Source organism: Streptomyces sp. DSM 118878 (genome assembly GCF_052936595.1).
In genome coordinates, this window is sequence record NZ_CP193622.1 from 215,750 (window position 1) to 242,115 (window position 26,366).

Genomic DNA, 26,366 nt, shown 5'->3' on the forward strand with positions numbered 1-26,366 from the left:
ACTGGCTGGCCAAGTCCCACTACTCCGGCGCCTCGCCGCCGTCCTGCAGAACCCCGCGGGCAAGAGCACCCTCACCTTCTCCGGGGCCGACCTGCTGGATCCCAACGACATCGGGCCGATCCCCGAGCCCACCGCGGACATATTCGCTCCGCAGGACGGCCCCAGCGTCCTGGTGGGTACCGGGCTCGTCCAGCACGGCACGACGACCCGCAACCCGGTGGAGCGTGGGCCGGGCGAGCAGACGGGGCTCGGCGTGGCGGTCACCCGGGAGCAGTTCTGGCACTGCACGGGCGACTCCTACAGCCTCGCACCGGGTGAGAGCAGGGAGGTCAGCTACACCGTCACCCACGGCAGACAGGACAGCAGCTCACAGTCGGACACCACCAACGCGTCCGTCGGCGTGAGCGCCAGTGCCGGCTGGGGCCCGTTCAGCGCGTCCGTCTCCGCCTCCCTGAGCGAATCGTCCACCACCAGCCAGCAGCTCACCGTGTCGTCCCAGACGACGTCGTACGTGTCCACCACCTTCCACAACTTCGGCCCCCACCCCGAGATGAACCTCTTCTGGCAGCTCACGGACGTCGCGACCGTCTACGGCAAGGACGGCGGACCCCTGTCCTCCGTCGTCTCGGGCGAGGCGCCCGCGGTCGTCTCGGGACCGTGGGACGTCAAGGAGATCGAGAAGACGAAGGAACGGAAGGTCGAGAGAAAGGACCGCCACGACCGCCCCGACCGTTCCTGAGCGCCGGCGGAGCAGCCCCTGGATGTCGCGCGGCGGCCGGCACCGGAGAGATCAGCTCGGTGAGAGGAACACGACGATGTCTGTCTCGTCGCCCGGTGTGGGTTCGGGCTCCTGCCAGCCGATGCGGCGGTAGAACGCGAGCGTTTCATGCGCCTGGTCCCAGGCCAGCAGCCATGCCCGACCGCTGGGTGCGGTAGCGGTGAGGGCAGACAGCAGTCGGCGCCCCACACCCGTCCCGCGGGCGTGTAACCGTACTCCCAACTCGTCGATCTCGAAACCGCCGACCAGGAGTTCGTTCACCCGGTCGGCGCCGAGCCGCCTGGTCACCTTCCCGTAGGCGCGGTCGGTACGGAATGGATCCTGGGTGGTCCACCCCGTGACGAACCCTTCCACTGTGCCGTCGTCCGACATAGCCAGGAAAGCGCGGAATCCGGGACGGTACGCATCCGTCTCCAGCCGTTCCCTGAACGCCTCCCGGGTCGCCTCGGCGTCCCGATGCCCCCAGGGCGGTGCGGTGAAGATCTCGGCGTAGGCGCCGGCGAGCTCATCGGCGACAGCAAGGATGTCCGACTCGTAGTACCGCATGGCGGGCCAGCCTACCGCCCGCCCGGTTTCCACCGTTCACGGTCTGAGCCGATCGGACAGGACACCGGCGGAAGACCCGGTGCAATCTGTCGCCATCTGCTGGCAACAGCTCGTGAAGGCCACGACATGATCTCGTCACGAGATCGAGGGAGGAAGCATCCGCCCTGCAAGGTCCGACAGTTACCCACATGTCCGTGTCCAGCGCGGTCTGGTCAGACGCGAGTGTCGAAGCACCCCGACTGATCACCGATCGTGACGGTGATGCGCAGCTTGGTACCGGAGACGGTCGGAACGAAGATGGTCCCGTTGTAGATTTCCTTCGGCCCCCGTTTCGGCGCAGGAGTCACATCAACGGTTGCCTCTGCGCGGCGCACGTACACAGCTGGATCGGCTTGCACCCCTCCGCTGATGACCTCCACCCGGATCAACGCGTCATGAAGAGCCTTCTGCTCCTTGGTCGTGCCGACCCAGAACTTTGTGACCCCCAAGTTTCCCTCCGAGAGGGTGGTGTCGAAGGGGCCGGCTCGGACGCCGCCTGACTTTGCAGACGGTGCGCCCTCATCGACCTTCATACAGTGAGCACCGCGCACACTGCTGGGAGGCGCCGACACAGCCTCCCTGACACCGCCCCCTCGCGCGGGGGATGGTGAGGAGCCTGAGCCGTCAGCAGCGCTGCTGTGGCACGCTGTCAGCCCCCAGGCCAACAGCAGAACTGCTCCCGCTCCGCACCGTCGCGTTCGGCGCCTGCCAAGAATCCCGGAACCTGCGCTCATCGCTACTCCGTTCGCCTCGGGCCCTGGGTTGGCCCTCGCGCCGCTTGAGATGCGGAATTCCAGCCGAGCACCGAGCCCACTCCGCGCACAAGGCAGAAAGCTGCCTCGCCATGACCGGGAAGTACGCCTGGATGTCGGCCTCGGTGACGGAGTCGTCTGTGATGGGGTACATCGCGACCTCGTCGACCTGTCCTGGCATGGCGTTGACGTAGCGAAGGGGCCGACCCCGGCGGATGCGGCCCTCCAGGGCGATGCGTGGGCCGCGCGCCGGGTCGAACGCGGTGACGGTGGCGGGCGGATGCGGGCCCCGGGCTCCGGCTCTGTCCGTGCCGCGGACGATGAGGGGGGCGTACGTACTCCAGGCCCGGCTCGGGTTCGCGACCGACATACGGGCCCTCGAAGTCTTTGTACTCCAGGACGAGACAGGTGCCGGCCCGCAACTGCACAGTGAGGAAGGACTCCGAACCGGGCAGTGCCATCGCACCTCCGAAGAGTTCGGCACTGGCCATCAGGTCCTTGGATGCCTGGATGATGTCCGTAGGGTCTGAATCCGGCTTCACCGGTCACGATGTCCAGCGGCTTCGGTAGCGCGGCGCCGGTGAGAGCCACGACTCCTGCCGCGACGGTACCCGCAGGCGCGTTGGACGTCCTCTGCCCTGGCCTTGGGAACCAACGGAACAGCCATTGGCACCAAGGACTTGATCTTGTCCCTGTGCCGCCGGCGCCTGCCTTCGGCCGTCCGCCGTGGTTGCCCTCGGACGCGGCGATGGCCTGGCTCCTCCTCGCCGGTCGCGGACGCAGAGGGCCACCCTCCGGGTCTGCGCGAGGCAGGGCGGCCAGGCGAGTGCGAGGGGAGATCACTACGCTGCACGAGTGCTCTCATACGACGAGTTGTCTTCACCGGAGCGTGAGTTGTGGGACGGGTTCCCCGAGGGACGCTGCGTGGATCTGCGCATGGGTGTGCCGGAGGAGGACCGTGTCGACGAGGGTGAGCGGTGGGGCCCTGAGCGGACGGTTCGGGCCGCGGTGCTCGTGGGGCTCCTCCTGGGCGCGAACACCGCGCAGCCGGGCGCCGTCGCATGTCTGCGGCTCGCCGGGGCGCGGATATCGGGGCACCTCAACCTGGCCGGCGCCCAAATCGCTTACCCTCTCTGGCTTATGGACTGCTGGTTCGAGGGGGCGGTGGACCTGCTCGGGGCGTCGACACGAACACTCGTGATCACGGGCAGCCGCGTACCGGGCATCGAAGCCTGTTCGGCCTGTATCGAGGGAACGCTCGACCTGCGGCGCTCCGTGGTGGAAACCCTCGCTTCCTCGCCCTTCAACCATGTGAGCACCGCCCTGTCCCTGAGCGACGCCCGGGTGACCGGCGGCATGCTTCTCAACGGGGCTGAGATCAGCGCGCCCGGAGGATGGGCCGTGGCTGCCGGCGGCCTGGTCATGGAAGGAGGCGTGACGTGCAGGGGCGGGTTTGTCGTGCGAGGTGAAGTACGGCTGCTGGGCGCGCAGTTGCCGGGCGGGCTGTTCATGCAGGGGGCGCAACTGGTCAGCCCCGGCCCACACGGGGTGGCGCTCGCCCTGGACAATGCTGTGGCCTCGACGCTCGACTTCTCCGACGGCTTCGTCGCGAACGGGACCGTACGGCTGCGGGGCACCCGGGTCTCGGACAACCTGACCTTCGAAGGGGCCGTCCTGAACGGGCCGCCCGATGGCCACGGCCCGTCCTTGGTCGCCCTACGGATGCAGACCGTCGATTTCGACTTCACCCTCGCCCGGTCACCGTCCGGCAGTGTGGATCTGCGGGGTGCGCAGGTGTCCTACCTCCACGACAGCGATCACAGCTGGCCGGACGTCGTGGAGCTGGACGGCTTCGTCTACGGCTCCATCAAGGTGGATGAGGCAGGTGAGCGGCGGGAGGCGGTGGGACGGCGGGACTCCGTGGTCCGCCGCGTGGCGTGGATACGACGCGGCCCGGGCTACAGCCCCCAGCCCTATGAGCAGTTGGCGAGCTGGTACCGGCAGGCCGGCCACGACCACGACGCCCGCCGCGTACTCTTGGCCAAACAGCGTCACCGGCGTCGAACCCTCCCCCCTGCCGCGCGCGTGTGGGGGCACTTGCTCGACGTGACCGTCGGCTATGGCTACCGCCCTTGGCTGGCCGGCGTGTGGCTCCTCGCACTGACCTTGCTGGGCACGCTGTCCTTCCGCGCTCATTCACCCAGCCCGGTCAAACAGGGCGAAGGCGCCCCGTTCCAGCCCCTCATCTACACACTCGACCTCCTGATCCCCATCGGTGGTCTGGGTCAGCGCACGGCCTGGTACTGGCCGAACGACAGCCTCCAGTGGCTGGCCTACCTGCTGATCGCCTTCGGCTGGGTGCTGACGACCGCAGTCATCGCGGGTGTCACCCGCACCCTGCAGAAGAACTAGGGGTTCTACAACGGGCTGCGGATCCTGAACCGCTTCAAGCAAAGCCCACCTTCCTCTGGTCCGCCCACTGACCCCATGGGGACTACGACCTGGCGATTTCTTGCCGAAGCTGGTGGGTGAAGCGACGCAGGAGCTCCAACGTCTCCCGGAACTCGGCCCGGCGGTCGTCCCTGCCTTCGGTGGGCCGGGTGCTCCAGACCCGACTCGCGAGAGCAGCGGCGAGATCGACGGTGTCGTCGGCACAGAGCAGGTAGAGGGCTGAGCGTGCTTCCTGCATCTGGTTCACCAACTCGTTGGCTCCGGGACCGTCGTCACTCAGCTGTGTTTCCTTCAGATAGTCCAGCAGCTGAACTACGGCCGTGTTGAAGCTGATCCCGGCTTTGAGCTTCTGCTCGCGGAGCCACATGCGGTCCTGTCGGCGTGCGGTGAACCACGAACCGAACACCGCCCCCATGAAACCGATAGCGGCCCCGATGGCCACGGCCAGGATGTTTTCCACGGTCAGCTCCCCCCGACGCCCCGACGCCCCGACGCCCCAGCGCCGCCAGGCTACAGAGGCCGCCGGAGGTTCCGCACTCGACGAGCGCCCTCGCATGCCAAGGGTTCGGTGATCCGAACGAAACGGCCTGGTCCAGGCCCAAGAGCGCCTCAAGCTGAGATGACGGGCGCGCCGGCCGGTCACCTCCGGGAGAAATCCGTTGTCGCGCCATTGCCGCGGTCGCATACTTCAGGGCGTGACCACCCAAGTTGTCTCCGACGCCACCATCACCATGCCCGTCACCGTGCGCGATTTGCTGCCCCAGGATTTGCCGGCATGCACCTGGTCCGGCTCGGCCACCCACCTGCGCCACGTGGAGCGAGAGCTGGCGCGCGCTGCGGCGGGTGAGGTGGACTATCTGGCTGTATGCACTCCGGCGAATTCGCCGGTGGCGATCGGCGGCATCGACTACCAGCTCTCCAGGGAAGCCGGCACCCTGTGGCAGCTCGCCGTGCTGCCGGCGCTGCAGTCCTGTGGGCTGGGAACGTTGCTCGTCCGTGCTGCCGAACAGCGGATCCGGCAACGGGGGCTGCGCAGCGCCGAATTGGCTGTGGAGGAGAACAACTCCCGGGCGCGCGCCTTGTACGAGCGCCTGGGCTACGTCGCGTACGGCCGCGGGCCGGAAGCCTGGGACGAGGAAGGGCCCGACGGGTCGATCCGTCGCTACGAGACGATGTGTGTTCTCATGCGAAAGAGCCTCTGAGCCCCGTCCGGCGGCACTGACTGGTCCGGTCGGTCAGCCGATCCGGATAGTCGAGGAACAGCAGGGTCGTGCCGACGCTCAGCGCCTCGACCGCACCACGCATCGTCTCCGGTTCCCGGACCTTCCTGCCGCCGCGCGTACCGGCCTGCGCGGCGGGGAAGCCGCGGGCCCGGGCCGGCACCGAGCCGTCGTCCTCCGCGACGTAGCCCCAGCGGACGGCCCCGGTGTCGGGTGCGTCGGCCCAGGGTGCTCCGTCGACCGACAGCAACGCGGCGTCGCCGACGTTCCGGCTGACCCACGTGACCGTCGCGCGGCGGGCGTACTCCTCCCCCGCGACCCGGATCCGGACCGGCTGCCCCGGCACCGGCTTGTCGCCGTCCACGGCCAGCAGATGGCGGGCGGTCAGCACGATCCGATCGTTGATGGCGTACCCGGAACCGTAGGCCGCCCCGAAGACCTCGACCACGCGATGCTGTCCGGTCCGCTGCTGCTGGTGATCCATCTTCGGCCTTTCCCGGAACGGAACGGCGTGATCGGTCCTCCGGCTTGGCCGCGGGCGGCAATGTCGGCAGTTCCTGGTCACCGATCAGCAACTTGTCGCCGTTGGAGGCGTCGGCGTGCCGCGGGGACAGTTTCAACGTGAGCTCGTGCACGGATCCGCGGCTGTAGTCGGCGGAGGTGCCCGCCGTCAGTACGCTCCAGAGTCCCGCCTTGGCCTCCGCCGAACCAGGCACCCCGCGCAGAGACCGTCTTGGCGTCCCTCTCACTCAAGGGACGCCGGGGGCCCGGTGTTCAGGCGGTCCAGCGAGCCGGCAGGTCGAAGAGCTTGTCTGCCCTGGAAGGCGCGTCGGTAGCTCTGTGGGGAGACGCCGACCTGCCGGATGAAATGGCGTCGCAGGTTCGAGGCAGTGCCCAGCCCGCTGTTGTCCGCGACATGTTCGATGGGGAGAGTGGTGGTTTCGAGCAGGCGTTGGGCGTGGTGGATGCGTTCGCGCAGAAGCCAGCGCAGGGGTGACATCTCGACGGTCTCCTCGAAGCGGCGGGCCAGCGTGCGGCGGCTGAGGTTGGCCCGCTGGGCGAGGTCGTCGAGCGTGAGGGGCTGGTCGAGTCGCGAGCGTGCCCACTCCAGCAGGGGCGCCAGACGCGTGTCGTCGCGGGCCACCGCGGGCAGCTCGACGTACTGGGCCTGGCCGCCCTCGCGGTGCGGCGGTGTCACGAGCCGGCGGGCCAGCGCGTTGACGACGGCCGCTCCATGGTCGGCACGGACGATTTCCAGGCACAGGTCCATGCCCGCGGCGGTGCCTGCCGAGGTGTAGACGCCGCCGTCCTCGACGTAGAGCACCCTCGGGTCGAGGTGCACCTTCGGGTAGCGGTGGGTGAGTTCCTGCGCGTGCATCCAGTGGGTGGTGGCGTGGCGGCCGTCCAGGATGCCTGCCGCTGCCAGGACGAAGGCACCGGAGCAGATCCCGACGATCCGGGCGCCCGCGGCATGGGCCTCGCGGACGGCCGCGACCAGTTCCGCCGGCGGCGACTCGTGCACGCCGGCGCAGCTCGGGACCACCACTGTGTCGGCGCGGGCGAGGTCGGTCATGTCTCCCGTCGCCCGGGCGGTGAATCCGCCCGCGACCTGGGTCGAGGGTGCGGTGCCGCAGATCTGGAGCTCGTACCAGGGGTCGGCCAGGTCGGGCCGGTCGATGCCGAAGATCTCACACGGCACCGCCAGTTCGAAGATGGGCGCTCCTTCGGTGACCGCGACAGCCACGCGGTGGGCGGCAAAATCGGTGCGCATGGCGGCAAGCTTGCCACTGGCTGCCGCGTTTCGGAAGTTTCATCATGCTCGGAGGGCGGCACTTCGGGCGGCCCACATGTGCGACACCGAAGGAGCGCAGTGAGCCCCACCGAGCAGACGCGGAGCATGAAGCAAGGCGGGCCGGTGGACAGCCCGCCGGCGCAGGGCAGCATCGGCTTCGGTCAGGCGGTGGCGCTGTACGTCGGCGCCGTGCTCGGCGCGGGCGTGTTGGTCCTGCCTGGTCAGGCAGCTTCCATGGCGGGCCCTGCGTCGTTGCTGTCCTGGCTGTTCATGGGGTCGCTCGGCCTGCCCCTGGCGATGACGTTCGCCGCCCTGGCCACTCGGTTCCCGGACGCCGGCGGGGTCGCCACCTACGCGACGCGGGCCTTCGGCAAGACCGCGGGCGGACTGGCCGGGTGGTGGTATTTCGTCGCCGGCTCGATCGGCCAGACGATCGTGCCGCTGACCGGTGGCTACTACGTCGCCACCTCCCTGCACGTCGATCAGTCCTACGCGTTCCTCGTCGCGGCAGTCATCCTGGTGCTGGCGGTCGGAGCCAACCTGGCCGGGCTGCGGCTCAGCGGCAGGGTGCAACTCGGCCTGGCCGGTGGAGTCGCCCTGCTCCTGCTGGCCGCTGTACTCACGGCGTTGCCGCACGCCAAGGCCTCCGCGTTCACTCACTTCGCGCCCCACGGTATGACCGGGGTCGGGCAAGCCGCCGTCGCCCTGTTCTTCGCGTTCGCCGGCTGGGAGGCCGTCGCTCATCTCTCGGGTGAGTTCCGGGACGTACGACGAGACCTGACCCGTGCCACGGTGACCACGGTCGTCGTGGTCGTCGTCCTGTACCTGGGTGTGTCCTTCGCCGTCGTCAGCACCGGCACCTACGGCAACCCCGAACTCGACCGCATCGCCGTCGGCCGGGTGTTGGGGGCAGGGCTGGGCTTCAGCGCGACCGTCACCGCCGCGGTCCTCGCGACGCTGATCAGCCTGGGCACGACCAATGCCTTCATCGCTTCCGTCTCCCGGCTCGGATACGCGCTCGGTCGTGACGGCTGGCTTCCGGCCTCTGTGGGGCGGGTCAACGCACGCGGTGTGCCCGTGCCCGGCGTGCTGATCGTGGGCGGAATCGGGGCGGCCGGCCTGCTCTTCGGTTACCTCGGCGACTGGGGCACCGAGGACATCGTGGGTATCCCGTCATCGCTGGTCCTGGTCACCTATCTCATCGGTACGGCCGCCGGAACACGGTTGCTGAAAGGGCGGGCCCGAGTCCATGCCGTGACCGCGCTCACGCTCACGGCCCTGGTGGCCCCGTTCGCCTCCGCCTACATCTTCGTTCCGGTGATCGTCGCCGTTGTGGCGCTGCTCTACCGGTGGGCGACGCTCCGGACCGGGCGCCGGAGCGCGCCGGAGACGACCGAATAGCTCCGCTCTCCCGTTCCTGCTCACGTCGAGGAGGTCAGTCACCGAGGGGCAGGTGCCCCGGGCGCCGGGTCCGCCGCCCGGGCGTGGGCGCGGAGGGTGCCGGGAGGCAGGCCGAGACGGGCCTCGGCCGTCTCGATGGCCACGTCCCGCATGTCCAGATCCTCCGGTGGCGCCTCGTCGTTGGCGTAGGAGCCGAGGCCGTCGACGGCGATGAGGACGTGCAGGGCCGTCCTCACGCTGTCATCGGTGGTGAACTCTCCGGCCCGGACGCCTTCGTCGATGAGGTCGACGAGCGCGGCGCGGGTCCTCGACTCCTGTGCGCGCACCGCCAGGCGCAGGGGCGCCTTGAACCTGCTGAGGTGCCGGGCGTTGAGCCACAGGCGGCTGAGGCCCAGGTAGTCGCCGTCGGCGAGCCCCACGAGGAACCGGGCCAGCCGGTCGACGGGCGGCAGGTCCGCCTCGCGCGGCGGCAGCAGCGACTCGCGTTCCTGCGTCGTGGCGTGGGTGAACGCCTCGGCGAGGAGTTCGTCCGCGGCCGGGAAGTAGTGGCCGATGAGGCCGGGGCGGACCTCCAGGTCCTGGGCGACCCGCCGGAGCGTGATCAGTTCGAGCCCTTCCTCCAGCGCGATGCGCGCGGCGATCCGCACGATCTCGGCGCGGCGTTCCTGCGGAAGTTTGCGGGTGTGTTTCGGCTGAGCCCTTGACGTCATGCACCAAAGGTTATTGGGTTACCGACCAACAGGCAGTTGGTCACGCGCCCAATAAGCGTCGGCGCCGCCGTGACATCCGAGAGGCCCCGATGACGACCCACCCCACCACACCCGCGGAAGCCCACGGCGAACGCAGCCCCGAGCGTGCGGGACATCCGGAGACGCGGGGCATCGACCTGGTTCCGGACACCGACAGGACCGGCCGGCCGCGCCAGCTCTTCGCGGTGTGGGCGGCGCCGAACGTCAGCTATCTGAGCTTCGCGATCGGGGGCGCGCTCATCCTGATGGGGCTGACGCTTCCGCAGGCGATCGGGGTGATCCTCACCGGAAACCTGCTGTGGGTCTGCACGGGCGTCATCGCCGCGAGCGGCCCGGTCGCCGGCACCAGTGGCTCGGTGATCTCACGTGCCTTCTACGGGGTCCTGGGCAACAAGGCCGTGCTCGTGGTCACCGGCTGGCTCATCGCGGCGGCCTACCTCGCCCTGAACTGGTCGGCCGCTTCGGTCGCCGGCATCGGCCTGGCGGTGCGGACGGGACTGCCCGACAGCGCCGCCGTACACGCGACCGTGATCTGTCTCATCGCGGGCGCCACCCTACTGATCGCGATCTACGGCTACGCGACGATCGTCCGCCTCTACTCCGCGCTCAGTGTCCTGCTGACGGTGGTGTTCATCGTGGTCACGGGATACGTGCTCGCCGAGGCCGACTGGTCCTACGCCCCGGCGGAACCGCTGCACGGCGGCGCGCTCGTCGCCACGCTCGGCGTCGCCTTCACCATCATCGCCTCCACCCCGCTGTCCTACAGCAACAGTCCCGATCTGGCCCGTTACCTGCCGCGCGGCAGCAGCTCCGCCGCGATCGCGGGATGGACCGCCCTGGGTGCCTACCTGCCGAGCGTCGTGTTCACCTCCGTAGGAGCGCTGGCGGCCACCAGCCTCGACATGAGCGACCCTCAGGCCGCCCTGGAGAGCATCCTGCCGGGCTGGTTCATCCCGGTCTTCGTCCTCTCGGTCGTCGTCAACACCCTCACCAACAACGGCATGACGGCCTACAGCGCCAGCCTGTCGATCCAGTCGGTCGGGGTCCGTATCGCGCGCATTCCCGCGGTCCTGGTCATCGGCGTCCTCGGCACGGGCATGACCCTGTACGCGATTCTCGTCTGGGACTTCCTGACGAGCGTCAACACCATGCTTCAGCTCGTGGTCGTCGTGACCGGCCCGGCCATGGCGGTGGCCGTGACCGATCTCCTGATGCGGCGCAACCGCTACGACGGACCCCGCCTCCTCCAGCAGGAGCACGGCGGGCCGTTCTGGTACCACCGGGGTGTCCACTTCGCCGGTGTCCTCGCGCTCCTCACGGGCGGGGCCGCCTCCCTGATGTGCGTGACCGCCAGCTTCTGGACGGGCCCCCTCGCCGAGGCCACGGGCGGCGTCGATCTCGCCGTCCCCTCCGGCATGGCCGTCGCTGCCGCCGTCTACTGGACGACCGCCCGGGTCCTCGCATCGGTCCCGCGCCCCTGACCCGTCCCACTCACCGGCCCCACTGACCGGTCGAAGACATCCGTCGAAGACATCCGAAAGAGGAACACACTGTGCACGCCGACGCTCTCCTGCTGGCCGGCCATGTGGAGAACCCGGGCGAGAACCCGTCCGAGAAGCCGTCCGGCCCGCCGACGAACGCCGCGGCGAACGCGGTGGCCATCGCCGACGGCCGTGTGATCGCCGTCGGCGACAGCACCGCACTCGACGCCCTGCGCGGTCCGGACACCGCCGTACACCGCTTTCCCGGAGCCACGATCCTGCCCGGTCTCACCGACACGCACGCCCACCCCGTATGGGGCTCCATCGAGATCGGCCGCGGCGTGAACCTCTCCGGCGAGGCCACCATCGAGCAGGTGTGCACGCGCCTGGCCGACGCCGCGGACGGTCTGCCGGCCGACGCGTGGATCACCGGCTTCGACCTCGACGTCAACGTCTTCGACGGCGATCCGGCCGGTGCCGTGTTCGGGGAGCGCTTCCCCGGGCGGCCCATCTCCCTGATGACGCGGGACGCTCACGCGCTCGTCGTCAGCCCCCGCGTGGTGGAACTCGTCGGCCTGACCGGCCGTGAGACGTTCACCGACGCGTCCGCCGTCGCGGTAGACGCCGACGGACGACCGACCGGGTACGTCGTCGAACTCCAGGCGATGGACCTGGTCTTCGACCACTACCCCGAGGTGCCGGTGGCCACCGCCGCCGACTACGTCCTGCGGCAGTTGCGCACCCTCGCCCGCGGCGGCCTGACCGGTCTGCACGCCCTCGACTTCACCGATCCGTCGGAAGCCGTGTACCGGCACATCGAGGAACACGGCGAACTTCCGCTGCGCATCCGCTGCTCCCCTCTGGTCCCCGCCGACTCCGCTCCCGCCGTCTGGCAGGACATCGCCGGGCTCCAGGGGCGCCGCGGACGGCGCTGGTACGTCGAGGGCGCGAAGTTCATGCTCGACGGTACGGCCGACAACGGCACCGCGTGGTTCGACCGGCCGGACACCCACGGAGAGAACCGGGAGCCGCTCTGGCGCGACCTCGGCGCCTACCGTGCCGCGATGCGGTTCTTCGCCGAACGGGGCATCCCCACCGCCACCCACGCCATCGGCGACCAGGCCGTCCGCTTCGCCCTCGACGTCATCGACGAGATCGGCCCGGTCGAGCGCGGACCGCACCGCATCGAACACATCGAGTCCCTGCCCGACGACCTCCTGGACCGTTTCGCCGCACTCGGCGTCGTCGCCGGCCTGCAACCCGTGCACGGCACCCGGCACACGCGCGCCGACGGGACGGACAAGTGGTCCCGGCGCATCGGTCCCGACCGGGTCGCCCGCGGCTGGCGCACCCGCGACCTGCTGGACCACGGCGCCGTCGTAGCGCTCGGCTCCGACTGGCCGATCGGTCCGGGTGACCCGCGTGTCGGCCTCGCCGACTGCCAGTTGCGCCGCCCGGTGGAAGAACCGCACACACCCCCCGTACAGCCCGGTCAGGCGCTGTCCGCCCGTGAGGCGTACGCCGGCATGACCGCGGCCGCCGCCCACGCCGCGGGGGCGGCGGACGTACTCGGCAAGGTCGCGCCCGGCTACCTCGCCGACCTCACCGTGTTCGCGGCCAACCCCCTCGACCTGCCCCCCGACAAGCAGCCCGGCAACCCCGTCCTCGCGACAGTCGTCGGGGGCACCGTCCAGCTCCACCCGAACAGCGCGGAAGGAACCCCGTGACCTCCACCTCCGAGACCCCCCACGCCCAGCGCCCGCACGTCAAGGCCACCGGAGCCGACCCGTACGACCGCGGTGTCGCCCGCGGCGAACAGCTGCGCGAGGGCATCCCCGCCGCGGCGGAGGTGTACGACCGGCTGTTCGCCCTCGGCGGCATCACACCCGCCCGCGTGGCGGAGGACGCCGCACGCGCCCTGGACGACATCGCCCGGTTCCGTCCGGCGGCCCGTGCCGAGATCACGGGCATCGCCCACGGCGCCGGCGTCGAGGAATGGCGCGTCGCCGCTCTCAACGCCCGTACCGAGATCCTCGCCCGCAGCGCCGCCGTACCGCCCGGGGAGTGCACCACGATCGTGCGCCGGGTGCTGGGCGGGGGCACCGCCACGCGCACCTTCGGGGTCCAGACGTGGGACTGGCACATCGAACTGGGCGCCCTGTGGCACACCCTGGAGTCGCGCGGCGGCCGGCACGACTTCGTGGGCCTCACCGAGAACGGCATCCTCGCCAAGATGGGCGTCAACAGCGCGGGTCTCGCCCTGCACTTCAACATCCTGGGCCACCGGCGTGACGGCATCGGCGGCGTCCCCATGCATGTCCTTGCGGCCGTCGTCCTGGAGGAGGCGGGCAGCGTCGCCGAGGCCGTGGAGATCGTCCGCAGCGCTCCCCTCGCCTCCTCCGGGTCGTTCGCGCTGTTCGACGAGAGGGATGCCGTTCTGCTGGACCTGAGCCCCGTCGGGGTCTTCGAGGCCCCGCCCGAGCACGACACCTTCGTCCGCACCAACCACTTCCTCACGCCGGTTCCCGCCGCCGAGGAGAAGAGCTGGCTGTACCAGCCGGACTCGGGTGAACGCCGCGCGTTCGTCCTCGACCGCCTCGACCACCTCGACCGCCTCGGACGCGGGCGGCCGACGACCGTCGACGACCTGCCGGAACTCCTCGTGACCGGCCCCGGCGAGCCGCCGGTGACCTGCCTGCCCGACCCGGACAAGCCCCTGGGCCAGCGCTGGGCCAGCCTCGCGACGATCACCCTTGAACCCTCGACCCGTACCGCCGCGATCCTCGACGGCACCCCCGCCGACATCGGCACCCGCGGCTGGCGAATTCTCACCGCCGACTGATCCTTGTCGACATGTACGGTATGTCGCCCGCCGATCCAGAGGTGCCGTGCGGATACTGTTCTGATCCGCCGCTGCCTACGCCTGAGAGCCCTTCCCCGTGATGGTCCCCCTTCCGCCCGGGCATGAGTCGGCACGACTGCGTCTGGAACTGCGGGCCGTACGCGAGCTGCTGGATGCCCAGCGTGACCGTGTGCGGGCCTGCGCCGAACGGCACATGCCGGCGCCGGCGCGAGCGTCTGTCGCGCTCGCGCCGCACGATCTGCCGTCGCCGCCGTCAGGGCACGATCTGCTCGAGGCCATGCCGGTGCCGGCACTCCTGGTCGCCCCTGTTCTCCGCCACGCAGGAGAGAGCAGAGACTTCCTCTACCTGGGGCACAACGCTGCCGCACGTGCCCATCCGGGCGAGGGTCGGTCCGTGAGCAGCAGCCTGTCCGCATGGAGTGCCCCGGCGCCGTTGTTCGACCAGTTCCCCGCTCTGACGGACACCCCACTGCCCGGGATGCTGGAGCGTGCCCTCCGCGACGGGACCGCTCAGGGGCCCGAGAGCATCGCGTGGTTCCGCAGTACCGCGGCCGGCCCTGTGCGGTCCAACATCTTGATGCAGGTGATCCCGTGCGGCCGGCATCTGCTGATCACCTGGGAGCACGGCGATCCCGTGCGCATGGCCCTGGCGGCCCAGAAGCTGGTCAAGACGTGCTGGGCCGAGTGGAACCTCGGCGACCCCGGCATCCAGCCCTCACGCGGCTTCCGCGACGTGCTCCATCTGGAGGAGTCCACGCCGCTGCCCAGCCTCTTCGACCTGGCCACGCTCGTCACCCGGGAGAGCGTCAGCGCGCTGTACCAGTTGTTGTACGACGTCATCCTGCGCAAGCGCACGACCGAGTGTGAACTGCACCTGCGCACCGGCACCGGCACCGACCGGGTGATCCGAATGGTCGCCGAGCCCGAGCAGATCGCGCCCGGCACACTGGTGTGGGCCGTTCGCGCGGTGCTCATCGACGTCACCTCCCAGTGGCACCGCCGTGCAGCCGCCGAACATGCCGAGCGCGAGGCACGGCATCAACGCCAGCGCGCCGAGACGGTCGCGGAGGTCGCCCACGTGCTACGCGACGCGGTACTCCCCCACTTCAAGGGCACATTGGCTTCCTCCGGACTCGAGGCCGCCGTCGTGTACCAGCCCGACGCCACCGAGGCCGGAGTGGGAGGTGACTGGTACAAGGCCCGCAGGCTGCCGGACGGCAAGCTCCTCGTCGCCCTCGGGGACGCCCGCGGCCACGGCCTGGAAGCCGTCACCCTGATGGCCAAGCTCCGCTACGCCCTGGCCGGGCTCGCCTACACCGAACAGCCCGTCGAGCTGCTCACACAGTGGCTCAACGAAGTGGCCTGCGCCGACGGGATCGAATCGTCGGCCACCTCGATCATCGCCCGCTACTATCCCGAACGCTCTCTGCTGCGCTGGACCTGCGCCGGCCACCCGTGCCCCATCCTGCTGCGCCAGGGCCGGGCCACCCAACTGCCCGCCCCGCCCGGCGGCCCCGGGCCCGCGCTGGGCGCCCTGTCCCCCATGGAGTACACCGCCGCCGAGACACCACTCGCAGCGGACGACATCGTGCTGCTCTACTCCGACGGTCTGATCGAACGCCGTGACAGCGACCTCGACCAGGACACCGCCCGGCTTCTCGACGCCGTCGAAGCCGCCTGCGTGGAAGGGACCCCCGCGCCGGGCCACGACGCACTCCAGGCCTTCACCCAACGCGTCGTCCAGCTCCTTGACGGCCCTCACCGCTCCGACGACGCCACCCTCCTCACCCTCCGCCACATCGCGGCCCCACAACCGACCCCGGCGTCCGCCTCTGCCCCACCACACCGGGCCTAACGGACGAGCCCGTTCCGGTGGGCGACGGCCGCCGCTTCCGTACGTGTCGTGGCGCCGAGTTTGGCCAGGATGTGGGAGACGTGGACGCCTGCCGTGCTCGGGGAGATGTGGAGGCGTTCGGCGATGCGGCGGTTGCTCAGGCCCTCGGCGATGAGGGCGAGCACATCGTGTTCGCGCGGGGTGAGGCCGCCCGTGTCCGGGGCGGGCCCGGCGGCCAGGGCGATCTGCCGGGTGAGGGGAGCCGCGCCCAGCCCGGCGGCCAGTTTCCCCGCCTCGTCGAGCAGCGCCCGCCCACCCTCGCGGTCTCCGTCGGACAGTGCGGCCCGCCCGCCGTACAGCAGGCTCTGCGCCAGTTCATAGGGCTGACCGAGCTCCCGCCACGCGGCGATCGCCCTCTCCCAACCGGTGTCGTCGAGCAGTGCGTGCAGGTACGTACGGAGCGCCCGGTCGTACACCCCGTCTGCCCCGACCCCGTACGTCGCGTCCTTGGCGGACAGTTCGCCGCGCCGGGCCGTGACCGCCGGGCCGTACGCGCTGCCGCGGGCCCGCTGTACCAGCGCTCCTGTGATCAGTACGGGGAGGGAGTCGATGCCGTGCAGTTCGGCGAGCCCCGGGTCCGCGAGGGCTTGTCCGAGCAGCCGGTCGGCGCGTTCCGGATCGCCCTGGGCGAGGGCGAGCAGGGGCCGCCACCGGTACTGGTGGTACATGGAGGCATCGTGCGGGGCGTCCGTGGTCCCCGTCAGCGCGGCCTCCGCCGCCGGCACATCGCCGCGCAGCAGCGCCAGTTGACCGGTCAGGGAACGGAGGAACTGGTCCTGCACGGGCGGCAGGCTCTGTGCCGACGCCTCGGCGAGGAGCGCGGTCGCCCGCTCCCACTCGCCGGTCAGGATGAGTGCGCGTACGGCGTAGCAGGTCAGGTCGGCACCTCTGCTGAGGCCGAGGCCGAACCGGTGCGCACGTCCGGCGGCGGTGAGCGCTGTGTCGATCGCGCGGCGGTGTTCGCCGTTGCGGGTGTGCAGCGTGGCCTCGTACATCGGCACGGTCAGCAGTAGGTCGTGGCCCTCCAGCCGTTCGGCGAGGGTGCTCGCTTCCACCAGCGCGTCGAGATCACGGTGGCGGGCTCCGCGGCCCAGCAGACCGCGGACGGTGACGGTGGCGTCGCCGGTGCGCCGCCCGATGCGCAGCGCCTCGTCGAACGCCCGCCGCGCCGTGGCAGAGCCCGGGAGCAGGCCCATGGCCAGTATGCCGAGCACTCTGCCGCGCTGGATGTGGTCCGGGTCGTCGGGCAGCAGGCGCAGGGCTCGTTGGAAGTCGGCGGTGCCCACGGAGTTCAAGCGGTGCAGCAACCTGCCGCGGTGTTCCAGGAGCAGAGCGACACGCTCGGGGGCGCGGCGCTCGTCGAGCAGGGCGAGACCGGCGGTGGCGTGCTCGACGCCGCGTTCGTAGTCCCCGCTGAACATGCACGCTTCAGCCGCCTCGGTGAGGACGCCCCCGCGGTCCACGCCCAGCCGGGCGACCACATCGGGGGCACGGTCCCACGCGTCGAGCACTCGTTCCAGCATGTGGGCCTGGTCCCCGTGCGCGTAAGAGCGCCGGGCCTGTCCCGCGGCCCGGTAGGCGGCGGCGAGGGCGGACGCGTGGTCGCCGGCCGCGGCGGCGTGCGCGGCCAGTTCGGCGTAGGCGTCACCGGTGCTCAGCGCTTCGGCGTAACGGGCATGCAGCCGGGCGCGCTCGCCGGGCAGCAGATCCTCGTACACGGCGTGGCGAACGAGCGCGTGCCGGAAGGTGTAGCCGTCACCGTCCGGGATCAGCAGTCCGTGGTCGACCAGGACGCGGACGACGGCGTCCAGGCGGTCACCGCGCTCGTCGGCCAGCTCCTCCAGCAGGCGGTGCGTGATCCGGCTGCCTCCGGCAGAGGCCAGGCCGAGCAGGCGGCGAGGCTGGGCCGGCAGCGCGCGTGGGCCTTGGAGGAGCAGCTCACGCAGGCTGTCGGGGGTCCCCTCGTCCGCGTGGGCGAGCGCCTCGACGAACAGGGGGTTGCCCTCGCTGCGCCGGTGCACGTGGTCGATGGTGGGGCCGTCCGGCGCGGCGCCCAGGATCGCGGTGAGCTGCCGTCCGACGTCGTCCCTGCCGAGCCGGGGCAGGCGGAGGGTGGTGGTGCGCGGGCCCCGGGCCAGCTCGGTGAGCAGCGGTCCCAACTGGCCGAGCCGCGTCGCGTCCGGCCGGTAGGTGGTGACCAGCAGGATGCCCGGTTGCGTCAGGTTGCGGGCGAGGAAGGCGAACAGTTCGCGGGAGGCCGCGTCCGCCCAGTGCAGATCCTCGACGACCAGTACGAGGGGGTGCTGCGCGGCGGTCTCCTCGATGAACGCGAGCACCTCCTCATACAGCCGGTGCTTTCCGGTGTCCGTCGCGCTGGGCGCCCCCAACTCGGGGAGCCAGCGTGCCAGTTCCCGGTAGCCGGGGGCGGTCGCGGTGACGGCTCTGCCCTTGGTCAGCCGACGCAGCACCGCCACGAACGGCGCGTACGCGAAGCCCTCTCCCCCGAGGCTCACGAACTCCGTGCAGGCGCCTTCGACGACGCGTACCGGCTTCTCCAGCGAGCGCGCGAACTCGGCGAGCAGCCGTGACTTCCCGATCCCCGCCTCACCGGCGATCAGCACCACGGCAGGGCCGTGCCGGGCCGCCGTGCGCATCGTGCCCGCCAGCGTTGCCAGTGCCTCGTCCCGGCCGACATGGACCGGACTGGCCACACGATCCACCCGAACCCCCACCATGACGAGCAGCATAAACGCACTGCGTAAATACCGAACTCGCCGGATGCGCCGGGGGTCTTTACCCGGCGACGGTGGACCCATGACGACAAGAGACAGCCCCCGCCATCCGCTGCGCACCATCGAGGCCCATGAGTTCGACGCCTGGGCGACCATGGTCACGACGACGTACGGCCAGGACTGGTGGGACGGTGCCTTGCGCAACGCCGCCCGCACCGTCGAACCGGCGCGCACGCTCGCCGCGTACGACGGCCAGGAGATCGTCGGCGGCGTCTCCGTGTACGGCCGCACGCTGACGGTTCCCGGCGCGTTCGTCCCCGTGGCGGGCATCACGCTCGTGGCCGTGCTCCCCACCCACCGCAGGCGCGGCATCCTCACCACGATGATGCGCCGACAGCTCACCGACCTGCACGAGTCGGGAAGTGAGCCGATCGCCGCGCTCAATGCCGCCGAGGCCACCATCTACGGCCGCTACGGCTATGGCGTCGCCAGCCACCTGGCGGTCGTCGACGCCGACAAGCGGGCCATGCGGCTGCGCCCGGAGAGCGACTTGGGCTCCGGCACCATCCGCCTCCTCGCCCCCGACGCGGCCCGCCCACTGTTCGAAAAGGTCTACGACCAGGCCCGTCGGCGGACGGTCGGCTGGGTCGACCGCACCGAGAAGTACTGGGCCGCCCGCCTGCGGGACGACGCCGGACCCGTCCGTGACGGTGCCACGGCTCTGCGCTTCGCGGTGCACACCGAACCCGACGGGACGGCGACGGGTTACGCCTTGTACCGCTCCAAGGGTGACACGGTGCGGCTCGTCGAACTGGCCGCCCTCACCACCACCTCGTACGCGGCCCTGTGGAACTTCGTGATCACCCTCGACGCCCACACTCGGCTCACCTACGACGCGGCCGTCGACGAGCCGCTCAGCCACCTCCTGGTCGACCCACGCCCCGCGCACACCACGGTGGTCGACAACCTCTGGGTCCGCCTGGTGGACGTGGACCGTGCGCTCACGGCCCGCCGCTATGCCACCCCCCTGGACGTCGTCCTCGATGTCGAGGACGACGTCTGCCCCTGGAACGCCGGCCGCTACCGGCTCAGCACCGACGGTCTCGACTCGGTCACCTGCGAGCGCGTACGTGGCGTCCGCCCCGACCTGCGCCTGTCGGCCACCGAACTCGGCTCGGTCTACCTCGGCGGCCCCACCCTCGCGGCGCTCGCCGCGGCGGGCCGCGTCGAGGAACTGCGCCCCGGCGCGGTGGCCGCGGCCTCGATCGCGTTCCGCGGCGAGCGGGAGCCGTTCCACGTCTCGGGCGGGGCGTTCCCGGCTTTCTGACGCCCTCTGCTGCCGGCGGACCACCGGCCCGCGGTGGTCCGCCACGCCGTGCACGAGTGCCGTTCGTGGCGCATCGTAGAGCGTGCGAAGGCACCCGGAACGCGGCCGGTCAGGAGCGGAGGACCACGATGGGCGCACAGGCGCGGGCGGAGGCGGCGGCGACGGTGTGCGTCGGGGTGGTGGCACCGCTCACCGGGCGGCTGGCGGCGCTGGGCGAACCGTTGTCGTTCGCGCTGCGGGCTCTGCGGCCACGGCTCGACGGCATGAGTTATGGCGGCCGCCGCCTGCGGGTCGCCGTGCGCGACAGCCGCTCGGAGCCGGAAGCGGCCCGGCAGGCCGTGCGGGAGCTGGCCGAGCGGGACCGGGCGTCCTTGGTCCTGACGATGGCGGGTACGCAGGTGCTGCCCGCGGTGACCTCGGCCTGCGAGGAGCTCGGCGTGCCGTGCGTGTCGACCACCTTTCCCTGGCAGGCCTTCGGCGCCGCGCGGCGCGGGGATCCACTGGCCCGCTTCGGCTGGACCTACCACTTCGCCTGGGGCCTGGACGACATCGCTCACGCGTTCGCCGACCTGTGGGAGCGGCTTGAGGGCGAGGTGACCGTCGGGTGTCTGTGGAACGACGGTTTGCAGGGTCGTCTGTCGCGCGATGAACGGTTCGGGTTCGCGCCCGCGGCGACCCGGCGCGGACACCGGCTCATCGATCCGGGCGGTTACCCGGAACCGGCCGACGACTTCACCACGCACCTTCAGCGGATGCGGGCCGCCGGGGTGGACGTCGTCACCAGCGCTGCCACCGCCGCCGACCTGGCGCTGTTCCTGCGCCAGGCCCGGGAGAGCGGGATGCGTCCGCGGCTGGTGACCTGTTCTCGGTGGCTGACCTACCCGCACGCCGCGGTCGCCCGCTCCGTCGAAGTGCGCGACGAGCTGGCCGACATGCGGGTGGGCACCCTCGTGTACTGGTCGCCCGGGCACCCGTACCGCTCCAGCCTGGACGGCAGCAGCTGCAAGGACCTCGCCGACGCCTACCAGCAGGCCACCGGTGACCCGTGGCTACAGCCTCTGGGCCTGGCTCACGCCCTGGTCGAGGTCGCCCACCACACCCTGGCCGGCACGGCCGACCCCACCGACCGGCAAGCCATCGCCGACACCCTGGACGGCACCCGGTTGGACACCATCGTGGGCCCCCTGGACTGGACCGCGGGGCCCACCCCCAACATCGCCCTGCTCCCGTTGGCCGGCGGCCAGTGGCAGCCCTCGGACGACGGGCCGCGCCTTCAGGTCGTGACCAACTTCCGCACCCCCGACGTCCCGGTCACCGCGGACCTCATCGCCGCCGGCTGAGCGGGGCCCGTGGTGGGCAGGGCTCAGGTGGGGTCCGGGCCGGGGTGTACGGCATCGGTGTCACGCGGCGGCAGGCCGATACGCTCCCGGAGGTAGGCCAGCCCCGAGGTGCCGCCGGTACCGGGCTGGTCGCCGATCATCCGCTCGACCAGCAGCAGATGCCGCGTACGCCACCGCACGACCGCCGCGCGCAGTTCCCACCACGCCCGCGCCGCCCCGTCTCCGCCCGGGCCGCCCGGCGGACGCGCCGTGGCCGCGGCGCCCGGCGGCTTCGGCGTAGGCGTCGTCGGCGTCGACCGCGAGGCCAATGCGTCGATGCGCGCGAACAACGTGGCGAACTGGCTGGACTGGGCCCCGCTCGCGTTCTCCAGCAGCGGCCGGAAGGCGGCAAAGCTGGCCGGTGACAGATGCTCGAGGACCGCGAGGTGCTGCTCCAGCAGCTCCACGACCGCGGTGACCCTGCGCACGTACGCGAGCCGACAGCCCTCCGGGGCCGCGGGCGGGCCCGGAGCCGGGTCCTGCACCCTTTCCAGTGGCTCCTGAACCCTTTCCAGGTCGACCAGGGCCTGCCCGGCCAACACCTCGGCGGACTGGTGCACGGCGATGAAGAAGTGCTCGTCGGCCCACTGCGCCGGCTTGTCCTCGGCCGTCCGCGGACGTTGCAGGGCCAGCAGATCCGGCAGGCGCAAGTAGCACTCGTAAGGCGTTTCCACAGCCACCCCTTCCCGACGTCGCGGCAGGCCGACGCACCCTCTGGAACTTCACCCACCACTTCGATTACTTTACGTTACATAGAGAGCACACGCCGCTACGGAGGTTGCCGTGCCCACACACCCCATCGAGGTCACCCCGGACGACGTGCGCTACGACGCGCTGCGCCGCGGGTTCAACCAGCGCTGGATCGCCCGGCCCGACCACGTCGTCGTGGCCACGTCCACCGACGACGTGGTGAGCGCGCTCACCTCGTTCCTCGCCCAGCCGGCCCACGCCGATCGCCGCGTCACGGTGCGCTCGGGCGGCCACTGCTACGAGAACTTCGTGTGCTCCGACGACGTCGCTGTGATCATCGACGTGAGCCAGATGGACCGCGTCCACTTCGACGCCGAGATGGACGCGTACTGCGTCGAGGCGGGCGCCACGAACTGGCACAGCACCACCCAGCTCTACCGCTCGACCGGGCGGGCCCTGCCCGGCGGCTCGTGCTACTCCGTCGGCCTCGGCGGGCACATCTCGGGCGGCGGCTACGGCCTGCTGTCCCGGCAGTTCGGCCTGACCGTGGACTACCTCCATGCCGTGGAGGTGGTGACGGCCGTCGACGGCAAACAGGCGAAGCCGACGATCGCCCGCAAGGACTCCACCGACCCGGCGCTGCGTGACCTGTGGTGGGCCCACACCGGTGGGGGCGGCGGCAACTTCGGGGTGATCACGCGGTTCTGGTTCAAGGATCCGCCCACACCGCCCGCCCAGGTGCTGCTGCGCTCCGTCGCCTGGAAGTGGACGGACTTCGTGAAGCGGCCCGAGCTGTTCAAGTCGCTGGTGCGGCGCTACGGGGAGTTCTTCGCCCACGAGCAGGCCGGCACCGGCCCGGACTTCATCCGCCACTACGGCTACCGCGACATGTTCACCCTGCTCAAGCTCACCCACGTCAGCAGCGGCAAGGTGGGTCTGACCATCCAGCTCGACGGTACGAAGGAGGACGCGCCCCAACGGCTGAAGTTGTTCCTGGACTGGATCACCGAGGGATTCACCACCGGCAGCGGCCACCACGTGACCGAGACGGTCCTGGACCGGCAGATCGGCGAGCACCCCGCCCAGGAGGCGTTGTTCACCCCGACCCGCCTGCCCTGGCTGACCGCCACCCAGAGCCTCAACGACTCAGGACCCAACCGGTGCGGCAAGTACAAGTCCGCCTACCTGACCCGCGGCTTCACCGAGCAGCAGATCGACGCCCTGCACCGCCACCTCACCGACACGCGCTACGACAACCCTGACGCCCTGGTGCAGGTCGACTCCTACGGCGGGAAGATCAACGACATCGCCGCCGACGCGACGGCGGTGCCCCAGCGCTCCTCGGTCCTCAAACTTCAGTACCAGGTGTACTGGACGTGGGACAAGGACGCCGACAAGGACGGTGTCTACGACTACCGGGACGCCGAGCGGGACCCGGGGATCGCCGCCCCGCACCTGAAGTGGATCCGCGACCTCTACGGCGACGTACACCGCGCCACCGGCGGCGTGCCCGCCGTCGCCGACACCGACCCCGACCTCGTCACCACGGAGGTGAACACCGACGGCTGTTACATCAACTACCCCGACGTCGACCTGTCCGACCGGACCCTCAACACCTCCGGCCAGCCCTGGCACCAGCTCTACTACAAGCACAATTACGCGCGCCTGCAACGCACCAAGCAGGCCTGGGACCCGCACGACGTCTTCCGCCACCAGCAGTCCGTCCGCCGGCCGCACACCCCTTAGTCGCCGCCCCGCGCGGCGCCGCGGCGTGGTCCGGGCCGCAGCGAGGCCAGGTATGCGCGCAGGGTCCGGCCGGTGTGCTCCGAGCCCCAGATCTTCAGTACCTCGCCGTCGTCCGCCGACTGCGCGGCGTCGATACGGTCGAGGGTCGGCCGGTGCAACTGGCGCTTGGCCAGGGCGTAGACGTCCGAGGGCGCGCGGCTCAGCTCCTGTGCTCGCAGCAGCGCGGCGGGCAGCAGTTGGTCCGGCTCGACGAGTTCGTGCACGAGGCCGATCGCGCGGGCCCGCTCGGGCGTCAGGCGACCGGCTCCCAGCACCATCGCGTCCAGGGCCGGACCGATGGCATGGCGCACGACCTCCAGGCACACCGTGGGGAAGGGCACCCCGGCGGCGAGTTCGGTGAGTCCGATGGTGCCGCCGGACATCAGCCGGATGTCGCAGGCCGCGGCGAGCACGCAGCCGCCGGCCAGGGCGTGCCCGTTGATCGCCCCGACCACCGGCCGCGGATGCCCGAACAGGGCGAGCGTGGCGCGGCGCAGTGCGGGATGGAAGGTCTCGGCGTACTCCAGGCCGCCGTCGACCACGCGTTTGAGGTCCGCGCCCGCCGAGAAGGACCGCCCGCTGCCGGTCAGCACGACCGCGCGGGCGTCGCCGACGGCCGCCAGCGCCTCGGGGACCCGTGTGAGCAGTTCTCGGTCCAGTGCGTTCACCGGCCCGTGGTTCAGGGTCAGGATCGCGATGCCGTCGTGGTCGGATACATCGATCACTCGCCGGTCCTCCGCCCGGTCAGTCGGCGTAGCCTTCGAGGTCGGTGAGCGGGATCTTCGACACCGTGTACGTGCCCTGCCCGGCCGCCACCAGCTTGCCGCTGTCGCTGTAGATGTCGCTGCGCGCGACGTAGAGGGTCTTTCCCCCGGTCACCACCGTGCCGATGGCGTGGATGCCCTCCTTCTGCACCGGCCTGATCAGGTTGATGTGGTAGTCGACCGTCAGGACGCTGAAGGTCTCCTCCATCGAGTTGGCCGCCACGAACCCGGCCGTGTCCCCGACCTCGAACATCATGGCGGCATGCAGGAAGTCCGCGTTCTGGGTGAGGTCGGCGTGGAACGGAATGGCCACCCGCGCGCGCCCGGCCGCCTCGATCTCGATGGTCTTGCCGAGGAACCGGGAGATCTTGCACTGCATGCAGCAACGGGTGAGCTTCTCGAAGTGCGTCAACACAGTAATCCTCCATGGGCGGCGGCACGACTATACGAGGGACACGACGAGGCTCGCATTGATCCCGCCGAACCCGAACGCGTTGATCAGACACCGGCGCAATCTCGCCCCGCGGACCTCGCGGGCGATGTCGATTTTGTCGAACTCCGGATCGGTCTCCTTCAGGTTCCGTGTGGGAGGGACGGCCTGGTGACGGAGTGACATGAGGGCACTGGCGAGATTCAGCGGGCCGTTCGCGGCGAACGAGTACCCCACATGCCCCTTGATCGACGTGACGACCGGCCGGTGGCCGGTCTCCGCGGTGAGCGCGCGCAACGCCTCCAGCTCGGCGGCGTCACCTTGCACCATGCCGGACGCCTGGGCGAAGACGCAGTCGATCGCGTCCAGTTCCAGCCCGGCGTCGGCGACGGCTCCGGCCATGCACCGTGTGACGTGGCGGGCCGAGAGACCCGTGAGGTTGTCGCCCCCACTGTTGGCATCGAAGCCGGTCAGTTCGCCGTGGATCACGGCGCCGCGTGCCTCGGCGTGCGCCCGCTCCTCCAGGACGAAGACGGCGGCCGCTTCACCGACGACGATGCCGTCCCGCGAGCGGTCGAAGGGGCGCGGGACCGTTTTCGGGTCGTCGTGGCGGCTGAGCACCTTCATCGCCTGGAAACCGGAGTAGGTGACCGGGGTGATGACCGCCTCGGCGCCACCGGCGATCGCCCAGGTGCGGGCGCCGGACCGGATCGCGCGCATCGCCTGCCCCATCGCCTGGACGCCGCTCGCGCAGGCACCGGCGACCGTGATCTGCTCCCCCTCGATGCCCAGCCGCAGCGCGATCACGCTCGCCGCCATGTTGGGGATGAGCGAAGGGATCAGGAACGGGCTGGTCCTGCGCACGCCCTGCTGTTCCTGTCTCAGCACGCCCGCCTCGATGCTGGGCAGTCCCCCCATGGCCACTCCGAGGTACACGCCGCCCTCAGGTGGGCACGCGCGGTGCGTCGCCGCCTTGTCCGCCCCGCTCTCGGCCGCCGTGGCCAGACCGCTGTCGTCGAGCGCCTGCTCGGCGGCGAACAGCGCGTACCGCACGAAGGCACTCATGCGTCCGGTCTCGAACCGGAGTGGGCCCGGGGCGAATGTGACGGCGGAGTCGTCGACCTGGCCGGCGTGGCGGCTGTGGAACCGGCCGGGGTCGAAGCGTGTCACCGGGGCGATCCCGGAACGGCCGGTGACAAGGCCCTGCCACAGTTCGTCGACCGTGGAGCCGAGCGGGCACACCACGCCCATCCCGGTGACCACCACGCCATGTCGCGCCACGTCGACCCGTGC

Annotated in this window: 22 protein-coding genes; 11 read left to right on the forward strand and 11 right to left on the reverse strand. The window is 70.7% G+C overall.

Going from position 1 to position 26,366, the window contains the following annotated elements; translation table 11 throughout:
• Window positions 1-172: 172 nt before the first annotated feature.
• The gene (locus tag ACRAKF_RS00890; RefSeq protein WP_447034730.1) at window positions 173-739 is read left to right on the forward strand and encodes a hypothetical protein; all 567 of its coding nucleotides are present in this window, start codon (window positions 173-175) and stop codon (window positions 737-739) included.
• A gap of 51 nt (window positions 740-790) precedes the next feature.
• Here ACRAKF_RS00890 and ACRAKF_RS00895 read toward each other — a convergent pair whose 3' ends face one another.
• Both ACRAKF_RS00895 and ACRAKF_RS00900 read right to left on the reverse strand, forming a co-directional pair.
• On the reverse strand, window positions 791-1,324 hold the full coding sequence (locus ACRAKF_RS00895; RefSeq protein WP_447034731.1) for an N-acetyltransferase family protein: 534 nt from the start codon (window positions 1,322-1,324) through the stop codon (window positions 791-793).
• Between the two features lie 212 nt (window positions 1,325-1,536).
• On the reverse strand, window positions 1,537-1,896 hold the full coding sequence (locus tag ACRAKF_RS00900; RefSeq protein WP_447034732.1) for a hypothetical protein: 360 nt from the start codon (window positions 1,894-1,896) through the stop codon (window positions 1,537-1,539).
• A gap of 1,074 nt (window positions 1,897-2,970) precedes the next feature.
• On the opposite strand from ACRAKF_RS00900, the gene ACRAKF_RS00905 reads away from it, so the two are divergent.
• Window positions 2,971-4,527, forward strand: a complete 1,557-nt coding sequence (locus ACRAKF_RS00905; RefSeq protein ID WP_447034733.1) for an oxidoreductase — start codon at window positions 2,971-2,973, stop codon at window positions 4,525-4,527.
• A gap of 82 nt (window positions 4,528-4,609) precedes the next feature.
• Here ACRAKF_RS00905 and ACRAKF_RS00910 read toward each other — a convergent pair whose 3' ends face one another.
• Window positions 4,610-5,026 carry a hypothetical protein gene (locus ACRAKF_RS00910; RefSeq protein WP_447034734.1) on the reverse strand — a complete coding sequence of 139 codons (417 nt, stop codon included), beginning with the start codon at window positions 5,024-5,026 and terminating at the stop codon, window positions 4,610-4,612.
• Between the two features lie 271 nt (window positions 5,027-5,297).
• Between ACRAKF_RS00910 and ACRAKF_RS00915 the strand changes: the two genes are divergently transcribed.
• The gene (locus ACRAKF_RS00915) at window positions 5,298-5,768 is read left to right on the forward strand and encodes a GNAT family N-acetyltransferase (RefSeq protein WP_447041734.1); all 471 of its coding nucleotides are present in this window, start codon (window positions 5,298-5,300) and stop codon (window positions 5,766-5,768) included.
• Here the strand turns inward: ACRAKF_RS00915 and ACRAKF_RS00920 are convergent.
• A complete protein-coding gene (locus tag ACRAKF_RS00920; RefSeq protein ID WP_447034735.1) occupies window positions 5,749-6,270 on the reverse strand; it encodes a hypothetical protein in 522 nt (173 codons plus the stop codon). The genes ACRAKF_RS00915 and ACRAKF_RS00920 overlap by 20 nt on opposite strands.
• A gap of 261 nt (window positions 6,271-6,531) precedes the next feature.
• Window positions 6,532-7,557 carry a helix-turn-helix domain-containing protein gene (locus tag ACRAKF_RS00925; protein ID WP_447034736.1) on the reverse strand — a complete coding sequence of 342 codons (1,026 nt, stop codon included), beginning with the start codon at window positions 7,555-7,557 and terminating at the stop codon, window positions 6,532-6,534.
• Between the two features lie 99 nt (window positions 7,558-7,656).
• Between ACRAKF_RS00925 and ACRAKF_RS00930 the strand changes: the two genes are divergently transcribed.
• A complete protein-coding gene (locus ACRAKF_RS00930; protein ID WP_447034737.1) occupies window positions 7,657-8,979 on the forward strand; it encodes an APC family permease in 1,323 nt (440 codons plus the stop codon).
• Between the two features lie 38 nt (window positions 8,980-9,017).
• Here ACRAKF_RS00930 and ACRAKF_RS00935 read toward each other — a convergent pair whose 3' ends face one another.
• Window positions 9,018-9,689, reverse strand: a complete 672-nt coding sequence (locus tag ACRAKF_RS00935; RefSeq protein ID WP_447034738.1) for a TetR family transcriptional regulator — start codon at window positions 9,687-9,689, stop codon at window positions 9,018-9,020.
• Between the two features lie 89 nt (window positions 9,690-9,778).
• Here ACRAKF_RS00935 and ACRAKF_RS00940 point away from each other — a divergent pair, with 89 nt between their 5' ends.
• From ACRAKF_RS00940 to ACRAKF_RS00955, 4 genes are all read left to right on the forward strand, one after another.
• Window positions 9,779-11,209 (forward strand): purine-cytosine permease family protein, encoded by a 1,431-nt coding sequence (locus ACRAKF_RS00940; protein WP_447034739.1) that lies wholly within the window; start codon window positions 9,779-9,781, stop codon window positions 11,207-11,209.
• Between the two features lie 71 nt (window positions 11,210-11,280).
• Window positions 11,281-12,936, forward strand: coding sequence for an amidohydrolase (locus ACRAKF_RS00945; protein WP_447034740.1), 1,656 nt, complete (start codon window positions 11,281-11,283; stop codon window positions 12,934-12,936).
• Complete coding sequence (locus ACRAKF_RS00950; protein ID WP_447034741.1) at window positions 12,933-14,051, forward strand: C45 family autoproteolytic acyltransferase/hydolase; 1,119 nt, start codon at window positions 12,933-12,935, stop codon at window positions 14,049-14,051. Before ACRAKF_RS00945 ends, ACRAKF_RS00950 begins: the two co-directional genes overlap by 4 nt.
• A gap of 415 nt (window positions 14,052-14,466) precedes the next feature.
• On the forward strand, window positions 14,467-15,927 hold the full coding sequence (locus ACRAKF_RS00955; protein WP_447034742.1) for a PP2C family protein-serine/threonine phosphatase: 1,461 nt from the start codon (window positions 14,467-14,469) through the stop codon (window positions 15,925-15,927).
• Here ACRAKF_RS00955 and ACRAKF_RS00960 read toward each other — a convergent pair.
• Window positions 15,924-18,677 carry an ATP-binding protein gene (locus ACRAKF_RS00960; protein WP_447034743.1) on the reverse strand — a complete coding sequence of 918 codons (2,754 nt, stop codon included), beginning with the start codon at window positions 18,675-18,677 and terminating at the stop codon, window positions 15,924-15,926. The two genes, ACRAKF_RS00955 and ACRAKF_RS00960, sit on opposite strands and share 4 nt — an antisense overlap.
• Before the next feature lie 103 nt (window positions 18,678-18,780).
• Between ACRAKF_RS00960 and ACRAKF_RS00965 the strand changes: the two genes are divergently transcribed.
• Window positions 18,781-20,025, forward strand: a complete 1,245-nt coding sequence (locus ACRAKF_RS00965) for a GNAT family N-acetyltransferase (protein WP_447034744.1) — start codon at window positions 18,781-18,783, stop codon at window positions 20,023-20,025.
• A 128-nt stretch (window positions 20,026-20,153) separates the two neighbouring features.
• A complete protein-coding gene (locus ACRAKF_RS00970) occupies window positions 20,154-21,365 on the forward strand; it encodes an ABC transporter substrate-binding protein (protein WP_447034745.1) in 1,212 nt (403 codons plus the stop codon).
• Between the two features lie 23 nt (window positions 21,366-21,388).
• Here the strand turns inward: ACRAKF_RS00970 and ACRAKF_RS00975 are convergent, their stop codons facing one another.
• Window positions 21,389-22,078, reverse strand: coding sequence for a tryptophan 2,3-dioxygenase family protein (locus tag ACRAKF_RS00975; protein ID WP_447034746.1), 690 nt, complete (start codon window positions 22,076-22,078; stop codon window positions 21,389-21,391).
• Window positions 22,079-22,187: 109 nt separating this feature from the next.
• Here ACRAKF_RS00975 and ACRAKF_RS00980 point away from each other — a divergent pair, with 109 nt between their 5' ends.
• Window positions 22,188-23,840 carry an FAD-binding oxidoreductase gene (locus ACRAKF_RS00980; RefSeq protein WP_447034747.1) on the forward strand — a complete coding sequence of 551 codons (1,653 nt, stop codon included), beginning with the start codon at window positions 22,188-22,190 and terminating at the stop codon, window positions 23,838-23,840.
• Here ACRAKF_RS00980 and ACRAKF_RS00985 read toward each other — a convergent pair.
• From ACRAKF_RS00985 to ACRAKF_RS00995, 3 genes are read right to left on the reverse strand one after another with little or no spacing between them, the layout of a single operon-like run.
• Complete coding sequence (locus ACRAKF_RS00985; protein WP_447034748.1) at window positions 23,837-24,604, reverse strand: enoyl-CoA hydratase/isomerase family protein; 768 nt, start codon at window positions 24,602-24,604, stop codon at window positions 23,837-23,839. The genes ACRAKF_RS00980 and ACRAKF_RS00985 overlap by 4 nt on opposite strands.
• Window positions 24,605-24,623: 19 nt before the next feature.
• The gene (locus ACRAKF_RS00990) at window positions 24,624-25,055 is read right to left on the reverse strand and encodes a PaaI family thioesterase (RefSeq protein ID WP_447034749.1); all 432 of its coding nucleotides are present in this window, start codon (window positions 25,053-25,055) and stop codon (window positions 24,624-24,626) included.
• A 30-nt stretch (window positions 25,056-25,085) separates the two neighbouring features.
• A complete protein-coding gene (locus tag ACRAKF_RS00995) occupies window positions 25,086-26,354 on the reverse strand; it encodes a beta-ketoacyl-[acyl-carrier-protein] synthase family protein (protein WP_447034750.1) in 1,269 nt (422 codons plus the stop codon).
• Between the last annotated feature and the right edge of the window lie 12 nt (window positions 26,355-26,366).

Coding starts and splice junctions, on each gene's coding strand:
- ACRAKF_RS00895 (WP_447034731.1), bottom strand. CDS start 1,324: ATGCGGTACTACGAGTCGGACATCCTTGCTGTCGCCGATGAGCTCGCC.
- ACRAKF_RS00900 (WP_447034732.1), bottom strand. CDS start 1,896: ATGAAGGTCGATGAGGGCGCACCGTCTGCAAAGTCAGGCGGCGTCCGA.
- ACRAKF_RS00915 (WP_447041734.1), top strand. CDS start 5,298: ATGCCCGTCACCGTGCGCGATTTGCTGCCCCAGGATTTGCCGGCATGC.
- ACRAKF_RS00920 (WP_447034735.1), bottom strand. CDS start 6,270: ATGGATCACCAGCAGCAGCGGACCGGACAGCATCGCGTGGTCGAGGTC.
- ACRAKF_RS00925 (WP_447034736.1), bottom strand. CDS start 7,557: ATGCGCACCGATTTTGCCGCCCACCGCGTGGCTGTCGCGGTCACCGAA.
- ACRAKF_RS00935 (WP_447034738.1), bottom strand. CDS start 9,689: ATGACGTCAAGGGCTCAGCCGAAACACACCCGCAAACTTCCGCAGGAA.
- ACRAKF_RS00940 (WP_447034739.1), top strand. CDS start 9,779: ATGACGACCCACCCCACCACACCCGCGGAAGCCCACGGCGAACGCAGC.
- ACRAKF_RS00965 (WP_447034744.1), top strand. CDS start 18,781: ATGACGACAAGAGACAGCCCCCGCCATCCGCTGCGCACCATCGAGGCC.
- ACRAKF_RS00970 (WP_447034745.1), top strand. CDS start 20,154: ATGGGCGCACAGGCGCGGGCGGAGGCGGCGGCGACGGTGTGCGTCGGG.